The organism is Streptomyces sp. CBMA156 (assembly GCF_014596515.1).
In the GTDB taxonomy this organism is placed as follows: Bacteria; Actinomycetota; Actinomycetes; order Streptomycetales; family Streptomycetaceae; genus Kitasatospora.
In genome coordinates, this window is sequence record NZ_MSJQ01000107.1 from 1 (window position 1) to 11,994 (window position 11,994).

11 protein-coding genes are annotated in these 11,994 nt (G+C 73.0%); 7 read left to right on the top strand and 4 right to left on the bottom strand.

From position 1 onward, the window contains the following. Positions 1-1,348: ABC transporter permease (locus BU198_RS09085; protein WP_188296339.1), on the top strand; the 1,348-nt coding region annotated here is incomplete at its 5' end. Positions 1,349-1,366: 18 nt separating this feature from the next. Here BU198_RS09085 and BU198_RS09090 read toward each other — a convergent pair. Both BU198_RS09090 and BU198_RS09095 read right to left on the bottom strand, forming a co-directional pair. Continuing rightward, positions 1,367-2,581 carry a sensor histidine kinase gene (locus BU198_RS09090; RefSeq protein ID WP_188296340.1) on the bottom strand — a complete coding sequence of 405 codons (1,215 nt, stop codon included), beginning with the start codon at positions 2,579-2,581 and terminating at the stop codon, positions 1,367-1,369. 118 nt (positions 2,582-2,699) lie between these two features. After that, a complete protein-coding gene (locus BU198_RS09095; protein ID WP_188296341.1) occupies positions 2,700-3,200 on the bottom strand; it encodes a MarR family winged helix-turn-helix transcriptional regulator in 501 nt (166 codons plus the stop codon). 102 nt (positions 3,201-3,302) lie between these two features. Between BU198_RS09095 and BU198_RS09100 the strand changes: the two genes are divergently transcribed. Further along, entirely contained in the window at positions 3,303-3,698 is a 396-nt protein-coding gene (locus BU198_RS09100) for an FxLYD domain-containing protein (RefSeq protein WP_188296342.1), read from the top strand. Between the two features lie 302 nt (positions 3,699-4,000). Continuing rightward, on the top strand, positions 4,001-5,818 hold the full coding sequence (locus BU198_RS09105; protein WP_188296343.1) for a glycosyl hydrolase family 18 protein: 1,818 nt from the start codon (positions 4,001-4,003) through the stop codon (positions 5,816-5,818). A gap of 220 nt (positions 5,819-6,038) precedes the next feature. Here BU198_RS09105 and BU198_RS09110 read toward each other — a convergent pair whose 3' ends face one another. After that, positions 6,039-6,620, bottom strand: coding sequence for a MarR family winged helix-turn-helix transcriptional regulator (locus BU198_RS09110; RefSeq protein WP_188296344.1), 582 nt, complete (start codon positions 6,618-6,620; stop codon positions 6,039-6,041). Positions 6,621-6,764: 144 nt separating this feature from the next. Between BU198_RS09110 and BU198_RS09115 the strand changes: the two genes are divergently transcribed. From BU198_RS09115 to BU198_RS09130, 4 genes are all read left to right on the top strand, one after another. Beyond that, a complete protein-coding gene (locus BU198_RS09115) occupies positions 6,765-8,069 on the top strand; it encodes an MFS transporter (protein WP_317620038.1) in 1,305 nt (434 codons plus the stop codon). 208 nt (positions 8,070-8,277) lie between these two features. Further along, on the top strand, positions 8,278-9,900 hold the full coding sequence (locus BU198_RS09120) for a dolichyl-phosphate-mannose--protein mannosyltransferase (protein ID WP_188296346.1): 1,623 nt from the start codon (positions 8,278-8,280) through the stop codon (positions 9,898-9,900). 47 nt (positions 9,901-9,947) lie between these two features. Then, entirely contained in the window at positions 9,948-10,733 is a 786-nt protein-coding gene (locus tag BU198_RS09125) for an ABC transporter permease (RefSeq protein WP_188296347.1), read from the top strand. A gap of 262 nt (positions 10,734-10,995) precedes the next feature. Further along, positions 10,996-11,583 carry a TMEM165/GDT1 family protein gene (locus tag BU198_RS09130; RefSeq protein WP_188296349.1) on the top strand — a complete coding sequence of 196 codons (588 nt, stop codon included), beginning with the start codon at positions 10,996-10,998 and terminating at the stop codon, positions 11,581-11,583. A 30-nt stretch (positions 11,584-11,613) separates the two neighbouring features. On the opposite strand, the gene BU198_RS09135 is transcribed toward BU198_RS09130, so the two are convergent. Next, the coding region (locus BU198_RS09135; RefSeq protein WP_223244145.1) for a peptidoglycan-binding domain-containing protein at positions 11,614-11,994 on the bottom strand (381 nt) is incomplete at its 5' end.

The following is an 11,994-nucleotide window of genomic DNA, read 5'->3' on the forward strand; positions in this document are numbered from 1 at the left end:
CTCCTCGGCGCCGCCGCCCGGCGTCGGCCGGGTCAGGACCGCCCTCGGACTCGCCGCGCTCACCACGTGCGGCGTGGTGCTGGCCCGTTCCACGGAAGGCCGCAGGGCGGCGGGGACGGCCGAGAGCATGATGCCGGCACTGCTGCTCGCGGTGGCCCTGCTCGGGCCGCTGATCGGCCGGGTCGCGAGCGTGGCGATCGGCGGGCCGGTGGGCCGGCTCTCCCCGGTCACCGGGTTCCTCGCCGCCGCCGCCCTGCGGGCGCGGCCCCGCCGTTTCGCCGCCGCCGTCACCCCGCTGGTGCTGGCGGTGGCCTTCACCGGCTCGGTGCTGTTCGTCCCGGTGGTCAAGGCCGCGGCCGACACGGCCGAGGACGGCCGCCGGTTGCTGGCCGACCACGTGGTCCAGGCCGACGGGATCGGCATTCCCCCGGAATTCGCCGCTGCCGCACGGCGGTTGCCGGGCGTCGAGGCGGCCGGCGGCCTGGTGTCCACGACCGCCATGGTGTCCGTCGGCGACTCCGGCTCCCACGGGGTGGAGGCCCGGATCGTCGACCCGCGGGAGTTCGCGCAGCTGGTCGACCCCGGGGTGACGGCCGGCTCGCTGGACGGGCTGCGCGGCGAGGGCGTCGCGCTGGGGCGTCATACGGCCACCGCGCTCCGGATCGGCGTCGGCGCCACCGTCCGGATCGAGTGGGAGGACGGCACCGGCGGCAGCGCCACGGTGGCCGCCGTCTACGACCGCGACGCGCGGTTCGCGGACGCGCTGCTGCCCGCCCCCTTCGCCGCCGGCCACGCCCCGGACCGGCTCGCGTCGACCGTCCTGGTCCGTACCGCCGCAGGCGCCGACCCCCGGCAGGTGGGCCGGGAGCTCCGGGGGCTCGTCCCGGACTATCCGATGGCCCGCGTCAGCGACCGGGCCGACTACGACGCGGCGCGCCGGCATCGGCAGGAGTCGGCCGGCGCGGTCGGGCGGCTGATGCTCGGCGTGGTCTGCCTGTTCACCGCGATCGCCGTGGTCAACACCCTCGTGATGGCCACCGGCGAGCGGCTGCGCGAGTTCGCGCTGCTGCGGGTGGTGGGCACCACCCGCGGCCAGGTGCTGCGGATGACGGCCTGGGAGGGCGGGATCACCGTCGCGGTGGCGGTCGTCCTCGGTGCGGGGGTCACCGCCGCCGTCGTGGTCCCGGTCAGCCTGGCGCTCGGCGGGACGGCCCGGCCGGCGCTGCCCTGGGGCTGGGTGGCCGCGGTCCCGGGCGGGGCGGCGCTGCTGGGGATGGGCACCGTCCTGCTGACCGCCCGGCTGGCGCTGCGACGCAAGCCGGTCGAGGTGCTGGGCGCGCACGAGTAGCCGGGCCCTCCGGGACGGTCAGGCGGCCCGGGAGGTGCGGGGGGCTTCCCGGGCGGCCCGGCCGGCGGGCTCGGCCTCGACGACGGCGCGGAGGTGGAACCAGCCCGCCCCGTCCCGTTCGGCCGTCAGCCGGCCGCCGACGGCCCGCAGCCGCTCGGTGAGGTTCCCGAGGCCGTGCCCGCCGCCCGGTTCGGGCGGAGCCGCGCCCGGCCCGTGCGGAGCACCGTCGTTGGAGACCTCCAGGCACACCGTGCCGGGGCCGTCCCGGCCGGCCCGGATCGCGCAGCGCCGGGGCACGCTGTGCCGCAGCAGGTTGGTGACCGCCTCGCGCAGCACGGTGGCCAGCACCGCGTCGAGTTCCGGCCGCAGCCCCTCGCAGTCCAGTTCGGCCTCGACGTCGATCCCGGCCGCCCGCAGCACCGGGAGCACCGAACCCGCCTCCCGCGCCAGGGACATCCGCAGGTCACCGCTGGAGATCCGGCGGGCGTCCGCCATCGCCCGCCGCACCAGCACCAGTACCTCGGCGATCTCCGCGCGGGCCCGGTCCGGGTCCTCCTCGGCCAGCCGCTCGGCGAGCTGGCACCTCAGCGCCGCCGCCGAGAGGCTGGCGCCGAGCAGGTCGTGCAGGTCGCGCGCGAAGCGCAACCGCTCCCGGTCCACCGCGAGTTCGGCCAGCTCGGTCCTGGCCGTCCTCAACTCGGCGATCAGATCGGCGAGTCGGGCGACCCCGTAGACCACGGAGCCGCCCACGACGACGGACACCGACGCGTTGAGGCACTGGCCGGGGTGCCCGCCCAGCGCCGCGCAGAGCGGGTACTGGACGACCACCAGGGCGGCGAACAGCAGCCAGGAACGGGGCGCGGCGACGGTCAGCAGCACCGATCCGGCGAACGAACCGGGGAGGCCGACCCAGGTGCCGTCGTACAGCGCGAACGGCAGGTAGGTGAGCGCCCCGTGGACGGCCAGGCTCCACGGCCACCACCGCCGGGCCAGGCGCCACGGGCCGGCGTGCCCGATCTGGAGACCGAGCAGGACCACCAGGAGGGCCACCGCGGGCAGTTGGTAGGCCAGGCCGTCGTGGTTGCGGACCGTGGCCACCACCGAGGCGGCGAAGAAACCGAGCGCGACCATGACCACGATGCCCCGGGTGAGCCGGGTGAGCGGGTCACCGGGGCGGGGCGGGCGCCTCGGATGGGGGCGACCGTCGTCGTCCCGGTTCGCGCTGTGGCCCAAGGGGTGCTCCCGGTAGACGACTTGACCCGTCGCACCCGAGCATAGTTTCCCGTCGACGGCGCTCCGCCGACGATCCGTCGACACCGAAGCCGGCATCGGGCGTGGCCCGCCGCGGCGCTCAGCCCGGGGTGCGGCCGATGGTCCCCTCAAGGCTGTTGAGCAGGCCGCTGAGGGCCCCGGCGAGGCGGTCCTGCTCGGCGGGGCTGAGGCCGGCCAGCAGGGCCCGGTCGTAGGCGACGAGTTCCTGGATCAGGCCGTCCACCAGGGCGCGGCCCTCCTCGGTGAGCGCGAGGTGGGCGACCCTGCGGTCCCGGTCGTCGGTGCGGCGGCTGACCAGGCCGCGCTCCTCCAGCAGCCGCAGGCGCTTGGTGACGGCGGCACCGGAGGCAAAGCTCTCCCGGGCGAGCTGGGTGGGGGTCAGCTCGCGGTCGAGGCGGAGCAGGGCGCCGAGGATGTCGAACTCGGCGCGGGTGAGGCCGGCCCTGGTGAGCGGGTCCGGGGTCTGCTGGAGCAGCGCGGCGCAGCGGTTGATCCGGCCGAGGACGGCGATCGGACCGGTGTCCAGCCCCGGGTAGGCCCGCTCCCACTGGCGCAGCACACCTGCGACGACGTCCTCCACGCGTGCTGCTCCCGTTCTGCGGCCTGCCGATCGGCTTCGATCCTAAGGCGTGTCCGGCAGGTCCCGGCGGCCGCGCCGTTCCAGCAGGGCCGCCAGCAGGTGGTGGGCCTGCTGCTCGGTGGCCGCGGCGCGCTGGTGCGGGAGGTCGGGGCGGCGCCACTCGCCGGCGGCGGTGTCGGCGGCCTCGCGCAGTTCCAGCAGGGCGTCGCCGGGATCAAGGGCGGGCTGGACGCGAAGGGGGACGTCACGGCCGGGGCGGTGACCACCGGTTCGGACGGCAAGGCGCAGGTGCCGCTGACCGTCACCAACCACGGGCAGCAGTCGTACCGGTACGTGATCCAGCTGAACTTCACCGACGAGTCCGGCAAGGTGCTGGACGCGACCGCGGTGACCGTCCAGGACGTGGCCGCGGGGCAGAGCGCCCAGGCCACCGCGCACGGCAACCGGGAGCTCACCGGCACGGTGAAGGCCGAGGTGGCCAACGCCGTCCGCTACTGACTCAAGCCGAAACCGCCCAGCTCAGCAGGGGGTTGGAACCTTAAGCGGGGCTCAAGGCCCAACAGGACCCCTTGACGGGGCAGTTGGTCTAGTCCATTTTTATTGCCCAGGTGCAGGGAGCCCCTGAACCGGCGTCAGCAGCCTTGTGCTGCTGACGCCGGTTTGGCACATCCCGGTAGTCCGTCATGGTCTGAAACCGCTCGATTCCCCACCCATGCCTGTCATGTCCCGGTCGTCCGGCCCCACCCCGGACGCGTGCCCCCGGGGCGACGGGACCCCCCACAACCAGGAGTCACGCACCCATGCTGCGCTCACGCATTGAAAGGGCCGGGACCCCGGCTCCGCAGGAGGGCCGGCGCCGCCGTCCCAAGAGCCTGGCCGCCATCGCGGCCGGCACCACCGCCTCCCTGCTGCTCGGCGCCGGCCTGGCGCTGTCCGGCGGCGCCGCGGCCAACGCCGCGACCACCAACTCCACCGGTGCGGCCGCGAGCAGCGGTGGCATCAAGGTCGCCTACTTCGACCAGTGGTCGATCTACGCGAACGCGTACTACCCCAAGACGATCCAGGACACCGGCGTCGCCAAGAACCTGGACTACCTGATCTACGACTTCGCCAACATCCACCCGACCGACCTCGGGTGTTTCCAGGCGACCAAGGCCGCCGACACGAACGACAACAACCCCAACGCGGGTGACGGCGCGGCCGACGCGTTCGCCGACTACCAGAAGAGCTTCGGCGCGGACATCTCGGTCGACGGCGTCGGCGACGTCTGGAACCAGCCGATCGCGGGCAACTTCAACCAGCTGAAGAAGCTGAAGGCGAAGAACCCGAACCTCAAGGTCCTGCTCTCCATCGGTGGTTGGACCTACTCCAAGTACTTCTCGCCGGCCTCCGCCACGGACGCCTCGCGCAAGCACCTGGTGTCGTCCTGCCTCGACATGTTCATCAAGGGCAACCTCCCGCAGGAGGGTGGCTTCGGCGGACCGGGCACGGGTGCCGGCGTCTTCGACGGCATCGACATCGACTGGGAGTACCCGGGCGGCGGCGGCCACACCGGCAACATCTCCAGCCCGGCCGACAAGCAGAACTTCACGGCCCTGCTGAAGGAGTTCCGCACCCAGCTGGACGCCCAGGGCAAGACGGACGGCAAGACCTACGCCCTGGCGGCGGCGGTCGGCGCCGGCCAGGACAAGATCATGAACGTCGAGACCGACAAGATCGGTCAGTACCTGACCTTCCTCGACGTCATGACCTACGACATGCACGGTGGCTGGGACCCGCAGGGTCCGACCAACCACCAGGCCGCGCTCTACTCCGGCCCGAACGACCCGTCGGGTCCGGCCAAGCCGGGCAACGGCAAGTACTCCATCGACAACGCCATCAAGGCGTGGACCGTCGGTGACAAGGAGTACGGCATCCCCGGCGGCTTCCCCGCCAACAAGATCAACATGGGTGTGCCGTTCTACTACCGCGGCTGGACCGGGGTGAAGGACAACGGCAAGCACGGGCTCTTCCAGCCCGCCACCGCCCCCGCGGGCGGCGCCGCGAACTCGGGCAACGTCCCCGGCATCCAGATGTACAAGGAGCTCGCGGGCTTCGTCGACAACCCGGCCAAGACCTTCTGGGACGACGAGGCGAAGGCCACGTACTTCTACGACGGCAACACCTTCTGGAGCGGTGAGGACGCCAAGTCGATCCAGGCCAAGCTCGACTACGCGCACTGCAACGGTCTCGGCGGCGCCTTCGTCTTCTCGCTGTACGACCTGGGCACCAAGACCGCGCTGTGGGACAAGGTCGTGAGCGCCACCAACGGCTCCGCCACCGGCTGCCCGGCCCCGCCGACCGGCACGCCGACCCCGACCCCGACCGACACCCCCACCGGGACGCCGACCGGCACCCCGACCGGCACCCCCACGGGCACGCCGACCGGTACCCCGACCGGCACCCCGACCGGGCCGGCCTGCCAGGCCGCGCCGAGCTGGGACACCAACACCACCTACGCGACCTCGACCAAGGTCTCCTGGAAGGGCCACTACTACACCAACAAGTGGTGGACCAAGGGCGACGACCCGAGCCAGAGCGGCCAGTGGGGCGTCTGGACCGACAACGGTCCCTGCTGACGGTCGACGGACCGCCGAGGGCCTGACGGACCCTCGCAGCACCTGACGTGACGAGTCCGGCCTGCCGGGAGGATCATCCTCCCGGCAGGCCGGACTCATGCGTTCTCCCCGGCAGCGCTCCCGGCTGTGCGCCCCGGCTGTGCGCCCCGGCTGTTCTCCGGGCCCCCGGGTCGCTCCCGGGGCGGCTCCCCGTGTCGCTTCCGGGGCCGCCTCCCGCGGGCTACGCCGGGTCGGAGGTGCGTCCGGGCGCGTCCGGGCGGCTCTCCTCGATCCGCCGCAGCATCCGCTCCAGCATCGAGGAGAGCACGGTCCGGTCCTCGGCCGGGACGTCCTGGAGCAGCTCCTCCTCGAACACCGCCGCCATCCGCATCGACTCCAGCCACTTGTCCCGGCCGGTCTCGGTCAGCTCGATGATCACCCGCACCCGGTTGCTCTCGTCCCGCTCCCGGGTGACCAGGCCGTCGGCCAGCATCCGGTCGATCCGGTGCGTCATCGCCGCCGGGGTGAGCCCGAGCCGCTTGGCCAGCTCGCCGGGGCCGAGCCGGTACGGGCTGCCGGAGACCACCAGCGCCTTGAGCACCTCCCACTCGGCGGAGGTGATTCCGAGCACAGTCAGCTGCCGGTCGTACGCCACGCCCATCCGCCGGGAGACCCGGTTGAGGGTCTGCACGATCGTCTCCACCTGGGGGTCGACGGTGGGGAACTCCCGCTGGTAGAGGGCCACCTGCTCGGCGATGCCGAACTCCAGGGGGGTGGCCGGGGCGGGCTTGCCGGTGGCCGGCCGCGGCTTGTCCGTAGTCATGCGGACCAGTGTCGCACGAGCGTGCACTCCTTAAGCCTTTGACTCCGCACTCTTCCGGTGCTAAGACTTTATCTCGTCAAACTTTAGCTCTGAACTCTTCTGGATCTAAGAGTATCCAGTCGAAACCAGGAAGGGATGTGCACGGTGACCGGCACGGTGAAGCAGCAGAGGCAGCAGCGGCGTGGAGCGGGCGGCCCGCTGCGCCGCGTCCAGATCGGCAACGCGCTCAGCGCGTTCGGCAGCGGCTTCACGATGCCGTACATGTTCGTGTACGTGGACCAGGTGCGCGGGCTGGGCTCGCTGGCGGCCGGGATGGTGTTCACCGTCTTCGCGCTGGCGGCCCTCGCCGTGCTCCCGTTCATCGGCCGCGGCATCGACAGGTACGGCCCCCGCCCGGTGCTGCTGGCCGGGACGGCGCTCGCCGCCACCGGCGCGTTCGCCTTCGGCCACGCCACCGGCACCCCGGCCCTGCTGGTCTCCTCCTTCCTGTTCGGCGCGGGTGTCACCACCTGCCAGCCGGCGCTCGCCACGATGATCGTCCGCTGCTCCACCGCGGCCACCCGCTCGCACGCCTTCGCGCTCCAGTTCACCCTGGTCAACCTGGGCATGGGCATCGGTGCGCTGGTCGGCGGGCAGATCGTGAACGTGTCGGACCCGGCCAGCCTCACCCGGCTGTTCACCATCGAGGCGGCCACCTTCCTCGGCCTCGCCCTGGTCACCGGCACCGCCCGGATGCCCAAGCTCCAGCTGAGCGTCGTCCAGGAGAAGACCGAGGGCCCGACCGGCCTGCGCGCCCTGGTCGCCGACAAGGCGATGCTGCGGCTCTGCCTGCTCGCCGGGCTGATCTTCTTCACCTGCTACGGCCAGTTCGAGTCCGGCGTCGCGGCCTTCGCCACCGACACCGTCGGCACCGCGCCCTCCACCCTGGGCTTCGCGATCGGCGCCAACGCGCTGACCATCGTGGTGCTCCAGATGTTCATGGTGCGGATCACCGCGCGCCGCCGCCGCACCACCGCGATGGCCGCGGCCGGCGTGGTCTGGCTCGGCGCCTGGGCGATGGCCCTGGTGGCCGGTCTGATCAGGACCGAGACCATGGCCGCCACGGTCGCCATCGTCTCGATCTACGCCCTCTTCGGGGTCGGTGAGTCGCTGCTCGCACCCACCATGGGCCCGATCGTCGCGGACCTCGCCCCGGCCCGGATGCTCGGCACCTACAACGCCGGGTACTCCCTGGTGAAGCAGATCGCGATCGCGGTCGGCCCGGCCGTCGGCGTGCTGCTGGTCGGCTCCGGCACCTGGCCGCTCTACCTGGCGGCCATGGCGGGCTCCACGGTGCTGATCGTCGTCATGGCGATGCGGCTGCGTCCGTACCTCACGCCGGAGCAGGACAACGCGGCCCCGGCCGTGGTCCACTCGGTCCCGGTCCGGGAGCTCCAGACCGCCGCATAGCGGAACGGCCCCGAGGGGCGTTCACGACGGGCGCCGACCAGGTCACCTGGTCGGCGCCCGTCGCGCTTGGCTTCGCGAGCACCGCCACATAGTGTCAGTGGCTGTTGACCGCCGCCCCGGCCCCGGCCGGCGCGGCAGGCCCCGGGGCGAGCCAAGCGCCGGGCAGAGCCAGGACACAGGCAGAGCAGACAGGCGAATCGGCGAGGCTATGACGCAAGCGGCGCTCACGCACCCACCGGCGGCCCCGGCCCCTTCCACCCCGGCACCGGCCCCGCGCGGGGGCCTGGTCCGCTGGGCGGCCGACCGCTCCGGCTGGCTCGGACCGATCGGCGTCGCGCTCTTCGCAGGCCTGCTGCGGTTCTGGAACCTCGGCTACCCCCGTGCCTTCGTCTTCGACGAGACGTACTACCCCAAGGACTCCTGGTCGCTGCTCCGGCAGGGCTACGAGGGCACCTGGCCCGACCACGCCAACGCCGACATCCTGGGCCACCCGCAGTCGATCCCGCTGAGCTCCGCGCCCGAGTTCATCGCGCACCCGCCGCTCGGCAAGTGGGTGATGGCGATCGGCGAGCAGCTGTTCGGACTGACCCCCTTCGGCTGGCGGTTCATGACCGCCCTGCTCGGCACCGTCGCCGTGCTGATGCTGGCCCGGATCGGCCGCCGGCTCCTCGGTTCCACCCTGCTCGGCTGCACCGCCGCACTGCTGATGTCGGTGGACGGCCTCCAGCTGGTGATGAGCCGGGTCGGCCTGCTCGACGGCATCCAGATGTTCTTCGTGCTCGCCTCCTTCGGCAGCCTGCTGATCGACCGCGACCACGTCCGCGCCCGGCTGGCCGCGGCCGTCGACGGCGACAGGGTCCGGCTCGGGTGGCGCCCCTGGCGGATCGCCGCCGGGGTGTTCGTCGGCGCGGCCTGCGCGGTCAAGTGGAACGGCGCGATGATCCTCGCCGCCTTCGGCATCCTGACCGTCCTGTGGGACCAGTCCGGCCGCCGCGGGGCGGGGGCCCGCCGCCCCTGGCGCTCCATGCTGCGCCGGGACGCCGTCCCCGCCTTCCTCGCCATGGTCGGCTCCGCCTTCGTGGTGTACGTCGGCTCCTGGAGCGGCTGGCTGGCCACCGGCGGCACCGGCGCCGACGGCGGGGGCGGCTACGACCGGCACTGGGCGGACGGGCGCGCCGGGCTCTCCCCGGACAGCGTCCTCGGCATCCCGCTGCCGCAGGTCTCCATGAGCTGGGTGCCCGCGCCGCTGCGCAGCCTGTGGCACTACCACGCGCAGATGTACGACTTCAACACCGGCCTGAGCACCCCGCACACCTACCAGTCCAACCCGTTCTCCTGGCTGGTCGACGGCCGCCCGGTCTCGATGTACTGGGAGCAGATCCCGGACGGGCAGCGCGGCTGCACCTCCTCGGGCGGCTGCGCGGCCCAGATCCTCGGCCTCGGCACGCCGTTCCTGTGGTGGACGGCCTGCTTCGCGCTGGTCTACCTGCTGTGGCGCTGGTTCTTCCGGCGGGACTGGCGCTCGGGCGCGGTGCTGTGCGCGGTGGCCGGGATCTACCTGCCCTGGTTCCAGTACCAGGAGCGGACGATCTTCTCCTTCTACATGGTCGTGCTGGTGCCGTTCCTGTGCCTGGCCGTCGCCCAGATGCTCGGGGCGATGCTCGGCCCGGCCGGATGCAGTCCGGAGCGCCGCCGGATCGGGGCGATCGGAGCCGGGGCGATCGTGCTCGCCATCGTCGGCTGCTTCGCCTTCTTCTACCCGCTCTACACGGCGGAGGTGATCCCGATGTCGTCCTGGCAGGACCGGATGTGGTTCACCAGCTGGATCTGACGGGCCGGGCCGATGGGCTGGATACGTGACGTGACGGGCTGGAACTGATGGTCCCGGTGGATCTGGCGGCGGCCGGGGGCCAGCTGCTGCCGGTCACCCCGGTGCTCGGGGTGGTCACCGCGGTGCTGCTGCTGGCCGCCGTCGCGGTGGCCGGCTGGTGCCTGCTCGGCCACGGGCACGCGGTGCTGCGGGCCGGGCTGCGCGCGGTGGTGCAGCTGGCCGCGGTCGCCGCGGTGATCACCTGGGTGGTCGGTTCGCTCTGGTGGTCGGCGCTGTTCGTGGTGCTGATGTTCACCGTCGCGGTGCGCACCGCGGGGCGTCGGATGACCCCGGGGCCGGACTGGGTCCGGGCGGCCGCCCCGATCGGTGCCGGGGTGCTGCCGGTGCTCGCCCTGCTGCTGGGCGTCGGACTGCTGCCGCCCCGGGGCCTGTCCGTCATCCCGGTCGCGGGCATCCTGATCGGCGGCGCGCTCAGCGCGACCTCGCTGGCCGGCCGGCGGGCACTGGACGAGCTGCGGCTGCGGCACGGCGAGGTGGAGGCCGCGCTGGCGCTCGGCTTCGAGGAGCGCGATGCCCGGCTGGAGATCTGCCGGACGGCGGCGGCGACCTCACTGGTCCCTGCGCTGGACCAGACCCGGACGGTCGGCCTGGTCACCCTGCCGGGGGCGTTCGTCGGGATGCTGCTGGGCGGGGCCTCGCCGGTCCAGGCGGGGGCGGTGCAGCTGTTCGTCCTGATCGGGTTGCTGGCGGTGGAGTCGGTGGCCATCGTGGTGGTGCTGGAGTTGGTCGGCCGCGGGCTGATCGCGGCCGAGCCGGGCGGGGCCGCCAGGTAGGCGGGGCGGCCTCCGGGGACCGGCAGGGTTCCCGGGGAGAGGTGGTTGACGCCGTCGGGTACGCTTGGGGCCGTTGAAGGGGAGTAGCCCTCCACCGGACCGTCGACATACTGGCCCCCAGGGGCCCGGCGCCCGGGGCACCGTCCGAAGGGCGGCGCCGGCGAGACCTTCGGCCGCAGTGCTGTGACCATGACCAGTGCTGTCGGGCCGGAGCGTCCCCTGACGGAGCCGCGGTGGCCGGGCAGCCCGACCGAGGAAACTTCTGATGAGTCTCACCGTTGCCGCGTTGACCTTCGGCATCATCTTCCTGGCCGAACTGCCGGACAAGACCGCGCTGGCCAGCCTGGTGCTCGGCACCAAGTACCGCGCGAGTTACGTCTTCGCGGGCATCGCCGCCGCCTTCGCCCTCCAGGTGGGCCTCGCGCTCGTCGCCGGGCACCTGCTCACGCTGCTGCCGCACCGCTGGGTGGAGGGCGTCACCGGCGCGCTGTTCCTGGTCGGCGCGGCGATGCTGCTGTTCCACGGAGGTGGCGACGAGGACGAGCACGCGGCCAAGGAGCCGTCCTCGAACAGCTTCTGGAAGGTGTCCGGGGCGAGCTTCGTGGTGGTCGCGATCGCCGAGTTCGGCGACCTGACCCAGATCATGACCGCCAACCTGGCCGCCAAGTACGCCGACCCGCTGGCCGTCGGCATCGGCTCCTGGCTGGCGCTGTGCGCGGTCGGCGGGATCGCCATCGTGGGTGGGCAGAAGCTGCTCAAGCACGTGCCGATGAAGCTGATCATCCGGGTGGCGGCGACGATCATGGTGGTGCTGGCGGGCATCAGCATCTTCGGGGCGATCACCGGCTGACGCGGGCGGTCACCCGCTGACGCCCGGCGGTCAGCAGCTGTTGCGCTTGTCCAGGGCGGCACGGGTGTTGGGGCCGAAGACGCCCCGCTTGTCGCCCTTGATGTCCCAGATCCACTGGACGTAGCCGACGGTGTTCACGGTGGTGTCGTCGTACTGGCCGGTCACCGGCACCGTCGCCCAGCACACGACCTTGGCGAGCTGCTGCTGGAGCGTGGTGACGTCGGGGCCGCTCATCCCGTACTGCAGCACCCGGGGGGTCGGGGCCGCGGTCGGGGACGTGGTGGGCGTCGCGGCCGGGGTGGGCGTCGGGGTGGGGGTCGGCGTGGGCACCTGGACCGGGGGCGGGGGCGCGGAGGGGGCCTCGGGGGTCGGCGTGGGTGCCGGCGTCGGGGCGGCGACCGTCCTCGTCGG